Source organism: Micromonospora desertarenae (genome assembly GCF_056150265.1).
On sequence record NZ_JAXCFQ010000015.1, the window covers coordinates 1 to 15,556 of the forward strand.

A 15,556-nucleotide genomic window follows, 5' to 3' on the forward strand; every position below is an offset into this window, starting at 1 on the left:
GGCGTCGCTGACGGCCTTGATGCCCAGCGTGGAGGCGACCGTGACGATGGTGCCGCGGGAGGCCTCCAGGAACGGCAGCGCGGCGCGGATCACCGCGGCGGTGGCGAGCAGGTCCACGGCGACGATGCGCTCCCAGGTCTCGCTCGGGACGTCGGCGAGCTTGCCCGGTACGTCCATGCCGGCGGCGGTGACCACCGCGTCCAGGCCACCGGAGCGTTCGGCCAACTGCCGGGTGGCGGCCTCGGCGGCCCGGGTGTCGGCCAGGTCGCACTCCACCCACGGCACCCCGTCCGCCGGCGGCCGCCGGTCCAGCACCAGCGGCCGGCCACCGGCCCGGGCCACCGCGGTGACCACCGCCGCGCCCAGCCCGCTCGACCCGCCCGTGATCAGGACTGTCGGCCCGGCGCCGGGCGGCCCCCCGCTCACCGGGTGCCGTCCGACGGGGTCGGCCGGCGGGTGGACGCCCCGGGCGGCGGCACGGTGTCGGTGAGCCGCCGATCCGTCGCCCGGGCGGCCGCGTCGGCCGGTCCCGCGCCGGCCGGCGGCCCGGGCTCGGCCGCGGCGTGCCCGGCCGAGGCGGCGCAGCAGGCGTCGCCGGACCGGCCACCGGTGGACCGGGCCGCGTCGATCATCGCCGTGGTGGAGCGCCCGTCCAGGTACGGCACCACCACGGTGTGCCCGCCCCAGCGGCGCAGGATCTCCGCCTCCGGCAGCGCCGAGGTGTCGCCGGCTCCGGTGGCGTAGTCGCCGCCCTTGACCCAGACGTCCGGACGCAGCCAGGACAGCGCGGCGTGCGGGGTCGGCTCGTCGAAGATCATCACCGCGTCGACGCAGCTCAGTGCCGCCAGCAGCCGGGCCCGGTCGCCCTGCGGGATGACCGGCCGGTCGGGCCCCTTCAGGCCGCTCACGCTGGCGTCGGAGTTGAGGCAGACCACCAGGCAGTCGCCGAGCTGGCGGGCGGCCTGCAACGTCGCCACGTGCCCGGCGTGCAGCAGGTCGAAGCAGCCGCCGGTGGCCACCACGGTGCCGCCGGCCGCGCGGACCCGGGCCACCACCGTCGCGGCCGAGGCCACCCCGACCCCGTCCCCGGCGCTGACCACCGACACCGGCGCCGGACCGGCCGGCGGGGGCAGCGCGGTCGCCACTCCCCCGTTCGCCACGTACGCCGACGCCTCGCCGACCGCCTCCTGGACCGCCTCGGAGACCAGCGCGCCCCGGGCCAGCGCCACGCTCGCGGTGGCCGCGAACCGGTCGCCGGCACCGCAGGTGTCCCCCTCGGCGGCGGCCGGCGAGGGCACCACCAGCGGCGTCGACCCGGCGTGGCAGAGCAGCGCGCCGTCCCCACCCAGGGTCACCGCGACCGCGCCGGCCCGCCAGCGCCGCCGCAGCCCCTGCGCGCCCCGGGACGCGGTGGCCAGCCGGGACCCGCCCGGCGGGGTGGGCACCAGTTCCCGTACCTCCGCCTCGTTCGGGGTGGCCAGGTGCACCCCGGGCACCGCGGCCGGGCCGCGCGGGTGCGGGTCCCACACCACCGGCGCGCGGGTGTCCGCCAGCGCCGCGCGCAGCGCCGGCTGCCGGGCCACCCCCCGGCCGTAGTCGCTGACCAGCACGGCGGAGGCGGTGGCGAGCAGCCGCAGCACCGCGTCGGACGGCTCCCCCGGATCGCCGGGCGGGCCGCCCCGGTCGTGCCGCAGCAGCACCCGCCCACGGGCCCGCAGCCGGATCTTCTCGGGCGTGGCGCCGGCCAGCCCGAGCGGGTACACCTGCACGCCGGCGGCGGTGAGCAGGGAACTCAACCGGGCGCCCCCGGCGTCGTCGGCCAGCGCGGTGACCAGCACCACCTCCGCGCCCTGCGCGGCGGCGAAGACCGCGGCCAGGCCGGCGCCGCCGGGCCGGTCGACGTACCCGGTCTCGTCCAGCACCGGCACCGGAGAGTCCGGACAGAGCCGGTTGACCACCCCCTCGACGTCCCGGTCGAGCAGGGTGTCACCGACCACCACCACGGGTCCCGCCACGCTTGCCCTCCTCACGCCTCGACCTGTCCACCGTCGAGCACCACCTCGACCCCGGTCCGCACCGGCCGCCCCGAGCGGGTGTGCCCGGCCGGCGTGCCACGGCGGGTCGCCGCCGCGGCCAGCGCCGCCGGCAGCGCCTGCTCGACGTATTCGCAGAGCAGGTGGGTGGAGACGAGGTGGAGTTCCTGGACGATCTGGCTGTCGTCGGAGGGGATGGCGAGGGTGTCGTGGCAGGCGTCGGCGAGGGGGTTGGGGGTGGGGCCGGTGAAGGCCCAGCAGCGTAGGCCGGTGTCGTGGGCGGCGTGGGCGGCGTGCAGGAGGTTGGTGCTGGTGCCGCTGGTGGAGAGCAGGAGGAGGATGTCGTCGGGTCGGCCGTGGGCGCGGACCTGGCGGGCGAAGACTTGGTCGTAGCCGTAGTCGTTGCCGATGGCGGTGAGGGCGCTGGTTTCGGCGTGGAGGGCGATGGCGGACAGGGGTTGGCGGTCGTCGCGGAGTTTGCCGACGAGTTCGGCGGTGAGGTGTTGGGCTTCGGCGGCGCTGCCGCCGTTGCCGGCCACCAGCAGCCGACCACCGGCCACCAGCCGGTGGGCCAGCGTCTCACCCCACCGGGCCAGCAGCTGCTCGCACTGCCGGTACGGCAGCAGCGCCGCGGCCAGGTTCGCCAGGTGGGCGTCGAGCAGGGTGCCCGCCGTCATCAGGCCACCACCCGGGTCGGCCGGTGCACGGCGGCCACCTCGTCGTAGACCTCGGCGAGCCGGTCCGCGGTCGCCGCCCAGGAGTAGCGCCGCCGGGCCCGTTCGAGCGCCGCGGTGGCGTACGCGAACCGGCGGATCCGGTCGTCGAGCAGGCGTTGCAGCGCGGTGCCGAGCGCGCGCGGGTCCCGGGCCGGCACCAGGTCCCCGGTGACCCCGTCGACCACCGTGTCCTTGATGCCGCCCACGGCGGTGCCGATCACGGGCACGCCGCAGGCCATCGCCTCCAGCGGGGTGAGCCCGAACGGCTCGTACCAGGGCGCGGCCACCAGGATGTCGGCCGAGCGGTACCAGCGGCCCATCTCCTCCCGCGGCACCGCGCCGACCAGGCGCACCCGGTCGGCCACCCCGCAGGTGCCGGCGAGCGCCCGCAGCCGGCGGGCGTACGGGTCGGTCTCCAGCAGGCCGGCCGGCGGGCCGCCCACCACCACGCACTCGGCGTCCGGCACCAGGGCCATCGCCCGGATCACGGTCTGGAAGCCCTTGCGCTCCACCAGCCGGCCGACGGTGAGGATCCGCGGCCGGCCGGGTTCGCGGTCGGCGACCGGGCCGAGCGGGGCGAAGGTGCCCAGGTTGACCCCGGACGGGATGACGGTCATCCGGGACCGGGGCACCCCCATCCGGACCAGCTCGCCGACCTCGTCCTGGCACTGCGCGACGACCCGGTCGACGGACCGGCCCAATTCCCGCTCGTAGGCCACCCGCCGGGCCGGGCTGGTGTCCTGTACGCCCTGGTAGCGCCGCTTGACAGTGCCGAGCGCGTGGTAGGTCTGGACCACCGGCACGCCGGTCTGGTGGCTGGCGGCCAGCGCGGCGAGGCCGCTCATCCAGAAGTGCGCGTGGATCACCTCGGGTGCCCAGTCGTCCCCCCGCCACCGCTGCACCAGCCAGGTGCTGAAGTCCTTCATGTGCGGCAGCAGCGCGTCCTTGGCCACCGGTTCGGCCGGCCCGGCCGGCACGTGCACCACGTCGTAGCCGTCCGGGCTGCGTACCGTCACGGGCAGGTCGACCGCGTCGCGGCGGGTGTAGACCCGCACCTCGTGCCCGGCGGCGGCGAGCGCCGCGGAGAGTTCGGCGACGTGGGTGTTCTGGCCCCCGGCGTCCTCGCCGCCGAGGATGGCGAGCGGGCTGGCGTGCTCCGAGATCATCGCGATGCGCATACTTCCTCCTCCAGCAGCCGGTCCCAGTCGGCGAGGAAACGGTCGAGCCCGTAGCGGTCCCGCGCGGCCACCCGGGCCTCGGCGCCCGCTCGACGCGCCGCCGCCGGCTCCGCCAGGAACCGGCCGGCGGCGTCCAGCAGGACGTCGACCCGGGTGGACAGCGCACCGCCTCCCGGCGGCACCGCCATCACCGCCTCGGTGGTGGCCAGCGCGACGACCGGCATGCCGATCGCCATCGCCTCGATCAGGCTCAGCCCGAGCGAGGTCCACCGGCACAGGTGCAGGTACGCGCGCCGCCGCGCCAGCTCGGTGTGCATCCGGGCCTGCGGCACGTCGTCGTGGACGGTGACCCGGTCGGCGGGCAGGCCGAGCCGCTCCGGCAGCCCGGCCACCCCCATGCCGAAGACGTCCAGCGGCGCGATCTCGGCGAACCGGGGCAGCAGGTCGGTGCCGGTGACCCGCCAGCGCCGCACCGGCTCGTTGATCACCACGGCGAGCCGGTCCAGTTCGCCGGTGTACTCCACCGTCGGGGCCACGATGCCGTGGTCGACCACGGTGGTCCGGGTCGCGCCGGTGTCCCAGAACAGCTCGTTGAACCCGGTCACGTGCGCGATGAGCAGGTCGTCGCGGTCGGCCATCGGGTGCCGGCTGTTGGGCACCTGGCCGTCCTTGGGGGTGTTGTGTTCGACGTAGATGGCGGGCAGGTCGTGCCCGGGTCGGCGGCCGAGCCATTCGGTGGCGAGGTCGAGTTCCTCGGGTCGTTGCAGGATGACCAGGTCGACGTCGGTGGTGGCGAGGTGGTCGGGGGTGATCTCGACGGCGGTGTCGGGCCAGGGGTAGGTGCGGGCGCGGCCGAGGCCGTAGGGGCCGCGGTCGGGGGTGACCGGGATCAGGTAGCGGTGCTTGCCGTGCACGAACGAGGTGGTCCATGAGCCGTGCACGTGCCAGAGCAGGACGTTCATCGGCCGCTCCCGCCGGCGGCGCCGACCGGGGCCGCGCCGGCTCGCGTCGGCGGCGGCCGGCCGTCCGTCGCGGCCCGCGCGTCCGGCCGCCCCGCCGGGCGTACGCCGAGCAGCCGCAGCGCGTCGAGGACCTGCTCCGGCCGGACCCCGCTGAGGCAGGGGTGCCCGGGGACCGGGCAGCGGGCGGCCCGGGTGTCCCGGCAGGCGGCGGTGGCGTCGCCGAGGCGGACGGTGGGCACCCGCCAGGGCCCCCACTGTCCGAACGGCACGGTAGGGGCGAAGAGGCTGACCACCGGCGTGCCGAACGCGGCCGCCAGGTGCGCCGGGCCGGTGTTGCCCACCACCAGGGCCCCGGCGCCTGCCACGACGGCGGCGAGTTGGGCCAGGTCGGTCCGCCCGCCGAGGTCGACCGCGCCGGCGGCGGCGACCCGGGCGGTCAGGTCGGTCTCGTCCGGGCCGCCGGTCACCACCACCCGGTGACCCGCGGCGACCAGCGTCCGGGCGATCCGCTCGGCCAGTTCGGGCGGGCAGCCCCGGGCCTGGGCGGCCGAACCGGGGTGCAGCAGCACGTAGCCCGGATCACCGAGCCCCGCCGGGGGCGGTGGCACCGCGTCCGGGCGCAGCCGGAGGGTGGGTTCGTCGTCGTCGGTGAGTGTGTAGCCGGCGGCGGCGGCGAGGGAGAGGGCGCGTTCGGGTTCGGGGACGCCGACAGGGACGCGGTGGCGGATGTCGAGCAGGCTGCCGGGGTAGTCGTCGCTGATCGCGGCGATGCGCGGTACGCCGGCCATGCGTAGCAGCAGGGCCAGGGGCAGGGGGGACTGGTGGAAGCTGGTGAAGATCACCGCTTCGTCCGCGTCGACGGCCGTGAGCCGGTCGGTGAGGGTGTGCATGGTGGCCGGGTCGACCGGGTCGGGAGTGGCCTCGATCCAGGGCAGCGGGTGCTCGATGACGGCGTCGACTCCGGGCAGCAGGTCCGCTGCCGCGCGTCCCCGGGGCCCGCACAGCAGCACCACCCGGTCCGCGCCGGCCGCGACCGCCCGGATACCCGCCCCGGTGACCAGCACGTCCCCGGCCGAGTCCGACCGCACCACCAACACCGTCCGCCCCCGCCCACCCGCAGCAGCGGCGCCGCAACGCGTCCCCGCCCCGCCGACGGCGGCACCGGTGGTGGCAGGCGGCGGGGAGACCGAGGTGGCAGCAGCCGACCGGTAGGTGGCCGGATCGACAGCGGCCTGCCGGCGCAGGATCTCGTCCACCGCCGCCGGCAGATCGGCGGCCACCCACCCCGCGGCCGCGACCTCCTGCGGGCGGGTCACCGGCGTCGGCACCAACACCCCCGACGCCCCGGCCGCCAACGCCGCCGCAACGTCCCGCCCGATATCCCCCACCACCACACACCGCGCCGGCGTCGTCCCCAACTCCCGCGCCGCCGCCCACACCAACCCCGGCAACGGCTTACGACACCCACACCCGTCACCGTCATCATGCGGACACACCAACCACGCATCGAACGACCCCAACAACCGCTCGACCCGCGCGTGCACCGCCCGCATCTGCGCCTCGGTGAACAACCCCCGCGCCAACCCCGACTGGTTCGTCACCACCGCCAGCCGCAACCCCGCCGCCCGCAACCGATCCAACGCCACCCGCGCCCCCGGCACCGGCCGCACCTTCTCCGGATCACCGTTGAACGGCACGTCCTCCACCAACGTCCCGTCCCGATCCAGCAACACCGCGTCGAACAGGACGGGCCCGGACCGGCCAGCACCGGCGTTCACCCCGGCTGACCTGCACTGATCCGGCTCCACCTGGTCCTGTCGCACAGCCGGCGGGTTCCCTGCGCCCCGGGGAGTAAACATCATCTTCGACGCGGTGCCGCACCGCGCGCGCCCGGGGCGTCCACCCGTCCGCCCGCGCTGGCCTTACCCGCCGCCCCGGAGAAGCTAACCCGGCCCGGTCGTTAGCGAGGGCGGCCACGCGGGTATGGGAGCGCAGTGGCGATTGTGGAGAAAGTGATCGACGCCCCGCCGGAGCAGGTGTGGGCGGTGCTGGCCGACGGCTGGACGTACAGCGACTGGGTGGTCGGGACGGTGCACGTCCGCGACGTGGACGACGCCTGGCCGCGGGTGGGCAGCGAACTGCACCACCGGGCCGGGCCGTGGCCGTTCTCGCTGGAGGACTCGTCGACGGTGCTGGCCTGCGAACCGCCGCACCGGCTCACCATCTCCGCCGGGCTCTGGCCGGCGGGTGAGGCGATCGTGGCCTTCACCCTGGAGCCGGTCGGCGACGGCAGGACCCGGGTCCGCATCGGTGAGGACTTCGCGGCCGGACCGCTGCGCTGGGTGCGCAACAAGCTCAACGACCTGGTGCTGCACCAGCGCAACAAGGAGACGCTGCGCCGCCTCGCCGACATCGCCACCCGGCAGAAGGCGGACGAATGACGCAGACGGTGGTGGTCACCGGGGCGAGCGCGGGCGTGGGCCGGGCGGTGGCCCGGGCGTTCGCCGCGCGGGGCGCGCGGTTGGCGCTGCTGGCCCGGGGCGCGGCCGGGTTGGCCGCCGCCGAGCGGGACTGCCGGGCCCTGGGCGCCGCCGACGTCAGCACGCACCCGGTCGACGTGGCCGACGCGGGCGCGGTGCAGCAGGCCGCCGACGCCGTGGTGCACCGGTATGGCGGCATCGACGTGTGGGTCAACAACGCCATGGTCTCGGTCTTCGCGCCGGCGTGGGAGATCACCGCCGCCGAGTTCCGGCGGGTCACCGAGGTGACCTACCTCGGCACCGTGCACGGCACGCTGGCCGCGCTGCGGCACATGCGGGCCCACGGCCGGGGCGCGATCGTGCAGGTCGGCTCCGCGCTCGCCTACCGGGGGATCCCGCTGCAGTCCGCGTACTGCGCGGCGAAGCACGCCGTGCAGGGCTTCAACGACTCGCTCCGGGCCGAACTGCTGCACGACTGCCCGGGGGTCACGCTGTCGATGGTGCAGCTGCCGGCGATCAACACCCCCCAGTTCTCCTGGGTGCGCACCCGGCTCCCCCGCCACCCGCAGCCGGTGCCGCCGATCTTCGCCCCGGAGGTGGCCGCCCGGGCCATCGTGTGGGCGGCCGACCACCGGCCGCGTGAGCTGAACGTGGGTGGCCCGACCTGGCGGGCCCGGCTCGGCGACGCGCTGCTGCCCGGCCTGCTCGACCGCAAGCTCGCCCGCGACGGCTACGACAGCCAGCAGACCGGCACCCCGGTCGACCCGGACACCTGGCGGGACAACCTCGACCACCCCGGCGACGACGAGCGGGACCGGGGCGCGGCCGGGGTGTTCACCGACCGGGCCCGCGGCCGCTCCGCCGCGCTCTGGGTCGGTACGCACAAGCCCGCCGTCTCCGGCCTGCTCCTCGCCGGTGTCGGGCTCGCCCTCACCGGGCTGGCGCGTCGGCGTCGCTGACCGGCCGCCGGCGCGCCGGCGGCCGGTGTTCGGCCCGGCGCCGGCCGCCCGGACGGGGAGCCTTTTCCACCGTGATGTGGCAAGTGGCTACCCTCTCAGGGAGCCCTGTCCGCAAACCGAGGATGTCCGACATGATCGAACCCGTGCAGTTGCCCTCGCCCTGGCGGGACGCACGCCTGACCGTCGTGGTCCCCACCTACAACGAGGCGGGCAACCTTCCGGTGCTGGTCGAGCGGCTCCTCGCGCTGCCGCTGCCGGGCCTGCGGATCCTGGTCGCCGACGACAACTCCCCCGACGGCACCGGCGAGGTGGCCGACAAGCTGGCGATCGAGCACCCGGAGCGGATCGAGGTCGTGCACCGGGCCGGCAAGGAGGGCCTGGGCCGGGCGTACGTGGACGGGATCGGGCGCGCGCTCGACGGCGGCGCCGAGTACGTGGCGCAGATGGACGCCGACCTGTCGCACCCGCCGGAGGCGTTGCCCGGCATGCTCGGCGCGCTGCTCTCCACCCAGGCCGGCGTGGTCATCGGCTCCCGGTACGTGCCCGGCGGCGAGCTGGACGAGAACTGGCCGCTGTACCGGCGGGCGCTCAGTGGCTGGGCCAACCTCTACGTGCACACCCTGCTGCGGGTGCGGATCCGCGACCTCACCGCCGGTTTCAAGATCTGGCGGGCGGACGCGCTGCGGGACATCGGGCTGGAGCGGGTGCAGTCCAACGGCTACAGCTTCCAGGTGGAGATGCACTACCTCGCCACCAAGCTCGGGCACACCATCCTCGAGGTGCCGATCCGCTTCGAGGAGCGCCGCGACGGCGCGTCCAAGATGACCACCGCCACCAAGATCGAAAGCGCGCTGATGCCGTTCAAGCTGCGCAGCAAGCACCGCCACATCGAGCGCTGACCGGGCGGCCGGTTCGGCGCCGGGCGCCGACCGGCGCTGGTCCGGTCACGGCTTCACGGGGCCCGGCCGGGCAGCGGGCGCCAGCGGGTTGCCGGGTTCGGCCCGCGCCGCTGCCGGCGGGACGCCGCCGACGGGCGGGATCAGCGGTAGATGGCGCGATGGGCGGCGTCGACGACCGCCGCGTACAGCCGGCCGGTGCCGGCCCGGTCGCGGGCCAGCGCGGCGCGCGCCGCGTTCGCGCCCGGCGCGCCGTGCACCCCGCCGCCCGGGTGCGCCGACGCGCTGGCCAGGAACAACCGGTCCACCGGCGTGTCCGCGCGCCCCAGGCCGGGGATTGGCCGCAGGAACAGCTGCTGGTACGCGGCCGAGGTGCCACCGCCCACCGCGCCGCCGACCAGGCTCGGATCACCCGCCTCCAGGTCCGCCGGGCCGGCCACGTGCCGGCCGACGACCAGGCTCCGGAAGCCGGGGGCGGCCGCCTCCAGCACGTCCTCCATCCGCTCCACCTGGGCCAGCATCTCCTCCGCCCGCCAGTTGCGGCGGAACGGCAGGTGGGTGTACGCCCAGAGCGACTCGGTGCCCGGTGGCGAGTGGCTCGGCTCGGCCACCGACATCTGCCCGAGCAGCAGGAACGGGTCGCGCGGCAGCTCGGAGCGGGCCAGCGCGGCGGCGTAGCTGGTCAGCCCGTCCAGGTCGGCGCCGAGGTGCACGGTGCCGGCGGTGGCCACCGCCGGATTGCGCCACGGCACCGGGGCCGACAGCGCCCAGTCCACCTTGAGCGTCGAGCCGTCCCAGCGGAAGTGCGCCAGGTCCTCCACCAGCCGGGGCGGCAGCGCCGCCGCGCCGACCAGGTCGAGGTAGAGCGCCGGGGCCGGCACGTCGGCGAGCACCGCGCGGCGGGCCCGCCACAGCGTCCCGCCGGCCGTGCGCACCCCCATCGCCCGGCCGCGGGCGGTCAGCACCCGGTCCACCCGGGCGCCGTAGAGGATCCGCCCGCCCCGCTCGGTCAGCCGGTCCACCAGCGCGTCGGTGATCCGCTGCGCGCCGCCGGCCGGCACCGGCCAGCCGACCTGCTGGCCGAGCATCGCCAGCAGCCAGCCGTACACCCCGGAACCGGCCTCCTCGGGCGACAGGTCGGTGTGCAGGGCGCAGCCGGCCAGCAGCGCCGGGCCGCCGACGCCGTCGAAGAGTTCGTCACCGAGCTTGCGCACCGGCACCACCAGCCGCCGGGCCAGCCGGAGCGCACCGGAGACCCGCAGCCGGCGCAGCAGCGTGAGGCCGCCGCGCACCGGCGGGAACGGCGTGGTGATGGTGTCCAGCATCGGCTCGGCCACCTCGAGCCAGTCGGTGTACGCGTTCAGCCAGCGCTTGCCGTCGCCCGGCGCGAACGCCTCCAGCGAGGCCGCGGTGACCTGCGGGTCCCGGTTGAGCACCGCCGCCCGGCCGTCGGGGAACAGGTGGGCCAGCACGTCCGGGGCGTGCCGCCAGCTCAGGCCGTGGCGCTCCAACTCCAGCCCGCGCAGCACCGGCGAGGCGTAGCCGAGCGGGTAGAACGAGCTGTAGAGGTCGCTCAGGTAGCCGGGGGCGGTCACCTCGGCCGAGCGGACCGCGCCGCCGGCCGCGGCGGTGGCCTCCAGCACCAGGACGTCCCAGCCCGCGTCGGCCAGCATGTTGGCGGCCACCAGGCCGTTGTGGCCGGCCCCGACGACGACGGCGTCCGCGCTCTCCGCGCCGGTGGAACTCATCCGATCCGCCTACCCGACGCGGAACCGGGCGAAACGCGTTTGCCTCGCCGGGACCGGGGCATCCACTGCCGCATGTACACGGTTGCGCAGCTCATAGGTGGCGTGTGGGGCGCGGGTGGCGAAGGGGGCGAGCTGGTCGTACACGACCCGGCGGACGGTACCCCGGTGAGCACCGTGCCGTTGGCGACGGCGGACGAGGTGGGCAAGGCGGTGGAGGCGGCGCGCGGCGTCGCGACGGAGTGGGCGACGACCGATCCGGCCGAGCGGGCCGCGGCGCTGCACCGGGCGGCGGACGCGGTGGCGGCGGTCGCCGACCAGCTGGCCGAGGCGACCACGGCCGAGATGGGCAAGCCGCTGGCGGACGCCCGCGGCGGCGTCGAGGCGGGAATCGGCACGCTGCGACAGTACGCCGAACTCGCCCCGGTGCGGGGCGGGCGCACCCTGCACGGCGGCCACCACGCGCTGGACTTCATGGCGCCGCAGCCGCGCGGCGTGGTCGCCGCGATCACCCCGTGGAACGACCCGGTGGCGGTCTCCTGCGGGCTGCTCGGCGCGGCCCTGGTGACCGGGAACGTGGTGCTCTACAAGCCGAGCGAGCGCACCCCGGCCACCGGCTGGCTGCTGGCCAAGGCGCTGGACAGCGCGTTGCCCGCCGGGGTGCTGTCGCTGCTCACCGGCGGGCCCGAGGTCGGCGCGGCGCTGGCCGCCCAGGAGGTGGACGTGGTGGCCCACGTCGGCTCCACCGCCACCGGCCGGGCGATCGCGGCGGCCGCCGCCCGGACCGGCGCCAAGGTGCTGCTGGAGAACGGCGGCAGCGACCCGCTGGTGGTCGACGCCGACGTCGACCCGGTCTGGGCGGCCGAGCAGGCGGCGATCGGGGCGTTCGCCAACGCCGGCCAGATCTGCGTCGCGGTGGAGCGCGTCTACGTGCACCGGGACGTGGCCGAGGACTTCGTCGAGGCGCTGGTGGACCGCGCCCGGGCGCTGCGGACCGGCCCCGGCCGCGACCCGGCGACCGAGTTGGGGCCGCTGGTCGACCGCCGGCACCGCGACCACGTGCACGGTCAGGTGACCGCGGCGGTGGCCGAGGGCGCCCGGATCCGCGCCGGCGGCACCCTGCCGGAGGGCCCGGGGGCGTTCTATCCGGCGACCGTGCTGGCCGACTGCCGGCACGACATGGCGGTGGTACGCGACGAGACGTTCGGACCAGTCGTCCCGGTGGTGGTGGTCGACTCGTTCAGCGAGGCGCTGCGCTGCGCCGCGGACTCGCCGTACGGGCTGGCCGCGACGGTGCTGACCGGGTCGATGAGCCACGCCCAGCGGGCCTGGCGCGAGCTGCCGGTGGGCACCGTGAAGGTCAACGCGGTCTTCGGCGGGGCGCCGGGCGGTGCCGCGCATCCGCGCCGCGGCAGCGGCCACGGCTTCGGGTACGGCCCGGAACTGCTGGACGAGTTCACCGCGACCAAGGCGGTGCACATCGAGGCCCCGGGCGGCGGCCACTGGTGACACCAGGGGCGGCTGTCCGGTCCGGACAGCCGCCCCTGTCGTCGTACGCCGGATGTCACCGGCTCCGCGACCGGCCGCTCTCCCGGGCCTTGGCGGTCTGCCGGTTGTTCGCCTTCTCGATCGCCTTGACCAGCTCGGGCTTGGTCATGCTGGACCGGCCCGGGACGTCCAGCTTGCGGGCGACCTTCATGAGGTGGTCCTTGGTGGCGTTGGCGTCCACCCCACCGGCGGTGGGCGCCCGACGCTCCGGCCCGCCGCCGGCCGCCTGGCGGTCGCTCGGGCCCTTGCGGCCCTTGGGCTCCCAGTGGTCGCCCACCTTCTCGAACTCGTGCTTCACCGCGGCGAAGGCGGTCCGGTGCGCCCGCTCCCCCTCGCCGTAGGTCTCCACCGCCGAGTCGTGCGTCTTCTCCCACGTGCGCTGGGCCTTCGCCGGGGAGCGCCGCAGCGTGCTGGGCAGTACCTCGCGCCCGGGCATCTCGTCCTCCTCCGTTCGACGGTTCCGTGTGACCGGTATGAGTTCCCGAGGATTCCGGGCGCAAACCGCGCCCGCCCGAGGGGCCCGTTTGCCGGCCGGCGGGCCTGGGTACCGGCGGGGCCAGGCGAAGCCGGATGGACCGGTCATCCGGTGGCCGGGGCACAGGGAGCGGGCCATGACGACGACGGAGCCCGGCGCGGCACCCGGCACCCAGCGCGGCCTGCGGATGCCCCGCCGGGTACGCCAACTGAGCTGGCGGACCTGGCGCGGAGTGCTGGTCCGCAGCGCGCGCAACTTCGTCACCGACAACTGCGCGGACTGGGCCGCCGCGCTGACCTACTACGGGGTGCTGGCGCTCTTCCCGTCCACCATCGTGGTGGTCTCCCTGGTCGGGCTGGTCTCCGACGGCGAGCGGACCGTCGACACCGTGCTCGACCTGGCCCGGGAGATCGGCGCCGGGTCGGTGGTGGGCAACGAGAGCTTCGTCGGGGTGGTCCGTGACGTGGTCGACCAGGAGAGTTCGGCCGGGGTGCTGCTCAGCTTCGGCCTGCTCGGCGCGCTCTGGTCGGCCTCCGGGTTCATCGGCGCGTTCACCCGCGCCTCGAACGCCATCTACGGGGTGACCGAGGGGCGGCCGGTCTGGAAGCTGCGCCCGTTGCAGATCGGCCTGGCCGGGGTGTCGCTGGTGTTGCTCGCCGTGGTGGCCACCGGGCTGATCGTCAGCGGCCCGGTCACCGACGCGGTGGGTGACCTGATCAACGCCGGCGGGCTGGCCCGGACGGTGTGGAGCGTGAGCAAGTGGCCGGTGCTCGCCGCGATCATGATGGTGCTGCTCTCGCTGCTGTTCTGGATCGCGCCCAACGTGCGCCAGCCCCGCTTCCGCTGGCTCACCCCCGGCGGCGCGGTGGCCCTGCTCGCCTGGGTGCTGGCCAGCTTCGGCTTCGGCCTGTACGTGGCCAACTTCGGCTCGTACGACGCCACCTACGGCAGCCTCGGCGCGGTGATCGCGTTCCTGGTCTGGCTCTACCTGTCCAACTCGGCGCTGATGCTGGGCGTGCAGATCAACGCCGAGTTGCAGCGCGGCCGGGCACTCCAGGCCGGCGATCCGGACCCCGCGGAACCGGTGCTGCCGCCGAAGCAGCCGGCCGGTACGTGACCGCTTGCCGGGTTTATCGCCGGTCCCCCCGGGTAGCGCAACAGGCATGGAGCGTGGCAACAGCAAGCACGGACCCAGGCTCGACGAGCAGATGAGCCAGGAGGTCAGCGGCCTCGTGCAGGGGCCGGGAACCGGTGGTTCCCGGGTCGACGAGGCCCGGGTGCCGGAACCGGCGGGCGAGGACCAGCCGGAGGCGACCACCGCACCGGCGGGTGAGCTGCGCACCGGCGCGCCGAAGGGGATGAGCTCGCAGGACGTCGAGCGGCGCAGCCGGCTCGGGCGGTTCATCACCATGGCGGCCCTGCCCGGTGACCGCGCGGCGCTGATCGCCAACGCGCGGGACAACGACGCGCCCGACGACATCGTCGCCGAGCTGGAGCGCCTGCCGGACGGGACCCGGTACGAGACGGTCTCGGAGGTGTGGGCCGCGCTCGGCCACAAGAACGAGACGACCCGCTGGTGACCGGACCGCCCCACGATCCGGACCGATCCGGCGGAGAAGAGGAGGATGCCTGATGAGTGGCGTTACCGAACACGTGGACGTTTCCGTCCCGGTGCGCACCGCGTACGACCAGTGGACCCAGTTCGAGGAGTTCCCCCAGTTCATGGAGGGGGTGCAGGAGGTCCGGCAGCTCTCCGACACGATGACCCACTGGACGGTCGAGATCGCCGGGGTGAAGCGTGAGTTCGACGCCGAGATCACCGAGCAGCTTCCGGACGAGCGGGTGGCCTGGCGGTCCACCGGCGGCACCAAGCAGGCCGGGGTGGTGACCTTCCACCGGCTCGACTCGGAGCACACCCGGGTCACCCTCCAGCTGGAGTTCGAGCCGCACGGCGTGGTCGAGCAGGCCGGCGACAAGCTCGGCATCGTCGACCGGCGGGCCAAGGGCGACCTGGAGCGGTTCAAGCAGTTCATCGAGCGGCGCGGTCAGGAGACCGGCGCCTGGCGCGGCAAGGTCGACCGCCCGCAGCCCTGACCAACCCCTCGGAACCGAACTCGGATGGCCGCCGGTGCTCCCGGCGGCCATCGCCGTGTCCGGACCCGCCGGCCGGCCGGTGACCGGCAGCAGGCCGGCGGGTGAGCGGCAGCCCGGCCGTCCCGGGCGTGTCGTTTGCGCCAACCGGGCCGGGGTACCGCGATGGCATGACCGACGACAACAAGGTGTGGCGGAACGAGGAACGGACTTCCCTGGAGGAACTGGACAGAGCCGTCGCGCGGTCGACCCTGGACGGCCAGGCCGACGACGTGACCGCCAACGACGCCGGCGAGGAGGCCGCGTTCGGCCACGGGCCGGAGGCGGTGGACCGGGGTGGGGAACCGGCCGGCGCCGGCCGCGAGCCCACCGACCGGGAACGCGCCTACCGCCCCTCCACCACCGGCCGCACCGGCCCCGACACCCTGTAGCGCTCGCCGGACTCCCGGCGTCGCCGCGCCCGGATCCGCCCG

At 75.6% G+C, this 15,556-nt stretch carries 15 protein-coding genes and 1 pseudogene; 8 read left to right on the forward strand and 8 right to left on the reverse strand.

Features of this window, described 5'->3' with window-relative positions:
* The 6 genes and pseudogenes from SM577_RS25830 to SM577_RS25855 form a co-directional block, all read right to left on the reverse strand.
* On the reverse strand, positions 1 to 426 hold a 426-nt coding region (locus tag SM577_RS25830), incomplete at its 3' end, for an SDR family oxidoreductase (protein WP_474588195.1).
* 86 nt (positions 427 to 512) lie between these two features.
* Positions 513 to 2,015: pseudogene (locus SM577_RS25835) on the reverse strand (PfkB family carbohydrate kinase); the annotation flags it as partial.
* A gap of 11 nt (positions 2,016 to 2,026) precedes the next feature.
* Complete coding sequence (locus tag SM577_RS25840) at positions 2,027 to 2,710, reverse strand: D-sedoheptulose-7-phosphate isomerase (RefSeq protein ID WP_474583002.1); 684 nt, start codon at positions 2,708 to 2,710, stop codon at positions 2,027 to 2,029.
* Complete coding sequence (locus SM577_RS25845) at positions 2,710 to 3,927, reverse strand: glycosyltransferase (RefSeq protein WP_474583003.1); 1,218 nt, start codon at positions 3,925 to 3,927, stop codon at positions 2,710 to 2,712. Before SM577_RS25845 ends, SM577_RS25840 begins: the two co-directional genes overlap by 1 nt.
* Positions 3,912 to 4,889, reverse strand: coding sequence for a glycosyltransferase (locus tag SM577_RS25850; protein WP_474583004.1), 978 nt, complete (start codon positions 4,887 to 4,889; stop codon positions 3,912 to 3,914). Before SM577_RS25850 ends, SM577_RS25845 begins: the two co-directional genes overlap by 16 nt.
* Positions 4,886 to 6,622: an HAD-IIIA family hydrolase gene (locus SM577_RS25855; RefSeq protein WP_474588245.1), complete on the reverse strand. Its 1,737-nt coding sequence runs from the start codon at positions 6,620 to 6,622 to the stop codon at positions 4,886 to 4,888. The genes SM577_RS25850 and SM577_RS25855 overlap by 4 nt, the downstream gene beginning before the upstream one ends.
* Before the next feature lie 261 nt (positions 6,623 to 6,883).
* Between SM577_RS25855 and SM577_RS25860 the strand changes: the two genes are divergently transcribed.
* The 3 genes from SM577_RS25860 (at position 6,884) to SM577_RS25870 (ending at position 9,227) form a co-directional block, all read left to right on the forward strand.
* The gene (locus tag SM577_RS25860) at positions 6,884 to 7,330 is read left to right on the forward strand and encodes an SRPBCC family protein (RefSeq protein WP_302922940.1); all 447 of its coding nucleotides are present in this window, start codon (positions 6,884 to 6,886) and stop codon (positions 7,328 to 7,330) included.
* The gene (locus tag SM577_RS25865; RefSeq protein ID WP_302922939.1) at positions 7,327 to 8,328 is read left to right on the forward strand and encodes an SDR family oxidoreductase; all 1,002 of its coding nucleotides are present in this window, start codon (positions 7,327 to 7,329) and stop codon (positions 8,326 to 8,328) included. Before SM577_RS25860 ends, SM577_RS25865 begins: the two co-directional genes overlap by 4 nt.
* A 131-nt stretch (positions 8,329 to 8,459) precedes the next feature.
* Positions 8,460 to 9,227, forward strand: a complete 768-nt coding sequence (locus SM577_RS25870; protein ID WP_302922938.1) for a polyprenol monophosphomannose synthase — start codon at positions 8,460 to 8,462, stop codon at positions 9,225 to 9,227.
* Positions 9,228 to 9,367: 140 nt separating this feature from the next.
* On the opposite strand, the gene SM577_RS25875 is transcribed toward SM577_RS25870, so the two are convergent.
* The gene (locus SM577_RS25875) at positions 9,368 to 10,972 is read right to left on the reverse strand and encodes a phytoene desaturase family protein (protein WP_474581829.1); all 1,605 of its coding nucleotides are present in this window, start codon (positions 10,970 to 10,972) and stop codon (positions 9,368 to 9,370) included.
* Positions 10,973 to 11,044: 72 nt separating this feature from the next.
* On the opposite strand from SM577_RS25875, the gene SM577_RS25880 reads away from it, so the two are divergent.
* A complete protein-coding gene (locus tag SM577_RS25880) occupies positions 11,045 to 12,478 on the forward strand; it encodes an aldehyde dehydrogenase family protein (protein ID WP_474588196.1) in 1,434 nt (477 codons plus the stop codon).
* A 55-nt stretch (positions 12,479 to 12,533) separates the two neighbouring features.
* On the opposite strand, the gene SM577_RS25885 is transcribed toward SM577_RS25880, so the two are convergent.
* Positions 12,534 to 12,953 carry a ChaB family protein gene (locus SM577_RS25885; protein WP_109905607.1) on the reverse strand — a complete coding sequence of 140 codons (420 nt, stop codon included), beginning with the start codon at positions 12,951 to 12,953 and terminating at the stop codon, positions 12,534 to 12,536.
* A 175-nt stretch (positions 12,954 to 13,128) separates the two neighbouring features.
* On the opposite strand from SM577_RS25885, the gene SM577_RS25890 reads away from it, so the two are divergent.
* The 4 genes from SM577_RS25890 to SM577_RS25905 all read left to right on the forward strand — a co-directional run bounded on the left by SM577_RS25890 (position 13,129) and on the right by SM577_RS25905 (position 15,514).
* Positions 13,129 to 14,109, forward strand: coding sequence for a YihY/virulence factor BrkB family protein (locus tag SM577_RS25890; RefSeq protein WP_302922936.1), 981 nt, complete (start codon positions 13,129 to 13,131; stop codon positions 14,107 to 14,109).
* A 46-nt stretch (positions 14,110 to 14,155) separates the two neighbouring features.
* Entirely contained in the window at positions 14,156 to 14,572 is a 417-nt protein-coding gene (locus SM577_RS25895) for a DUF2795 domain-containing protein (RefSeq protein WP_302922935.1), read from the forward strand.
* Positions 14,573 to 14,624: 52 nt separating this feature from the next.
* Positions 14,625 to 15,086: an SRPBCC family protein gene (locus SM577_RS25900; protein ID WP_474588197.1), complete on the forward strand. Its 462-nt coding sequence runs from the start codon at positions 14,625 to 14,627 to the stop codon at positions 15,084 to 15,086.
* 167 nt (positions 15,087 to 15,253) lie between these two features.
* Positions 15,254 to 15,514, forward strand: a complete 261-nt coding sequence (locus SM577_RS25905) for a hypothetical protein (protein WP_302922933.1) — start codon at positions 15,254 to 15,256, stop codon at positions 15,512 to 15,514.
* The last annotated feature ends 42 nt before the right edge of the window (positions 15,515 to 15,556 follow it).

What these genes read in the sequence shown, in the direction of transcription:
- SM577_RS25895 (WP_302922935.1), top strand. Translation starts at nt 14,156, where the DNA reads ATGGAGCGTGGCAACAGCAAGCACGGACCCAGGCTCGACGAGCAGATG.
- SM577_RS25880 (WP_474588196.1), top strand. Translation starts at nt 11,045, where the DNA reads ATGTACACGGTTGCGCAGCTCATAGGTGGCGTGTGGGGCGCGGGTGGC.
- SM577_RS25845 (WP_474583003.1), bottom strand. Translation starts at nt 3,927, where the DNA reads ATGCGCATCGCGATGATCTCGGAGCACGCCAGCCCGCTCGCCATCCTC.
- SM577_RS25840 (WP_474583002.1), bottom strand. Translation starts at nt 2,710, where the DNA reads ATGACGGCGGGCACCCTGCTCGACGCCCACCTGGCGAACCTGGCCGCG.
- SM577_RS25870 (WP_302922938.1), top strand. Translation starts at nt 8,460, where the DNA reads ATGATCGAACCCGTGCAGTTGCCCTCGCCCTGGCGGGACGCACGCCTG.
- SM577_RS25905 (WP_302922933.1), top strand. Translation starts at nt 15,254, where the DNA reads ATGACCGACGACAACAAGGTGTGGCGGAACGAGGAACGGACTTCCCTG.
- SM577_RS25875 (WP_474581829.1), bottom strand. Translation starts at nt 10,972, where the DNA reads ATGAGTTCCACCGGCGCGGAGAGCGCGGACGCCGTCGTCGTCGGGGCC.
- SM577_RS25890 (WP_302922936.1), top strand. Translation starts at nt 13,129, where the DNA reads ATGACGACGACGGAGCCCGGCGCGGCACCCGGCACCCAGCGCGGCCTG.
- SM577_RS25885 (WP_109905607.1), bottom strand. Translation starts at nt 12,953, where the DNA reads ATGCCCGGGCGCGAGGTACTGCCCAGCACGCTGCGGCGCTCCCCGGCG.
- SM577_RS25850 (WP_474583004.1), bottom strand. Translation starts at nt 4,889, where the DNA reads ATGAACGTCCTGCTCTGGCACGTGCACGGCTCATGGACCACCTCGTTC.
- SM577_RS25865 (WP_302922939.1), top strand. Translation starts at nt 7,327, where the DNA reads ATGACGCAGACGGTGGTGGTCACCGGGGCGAGCGCGGGCGTGGGCCGG.
- SM577_RS25900 (WP_474588197.1), top strand. Translation starts at nt 14,625, where the DNA reads ATGAGTGGCGTTACCGAACACGTGGACGTTTCCGTCCCGGTGCGCACC.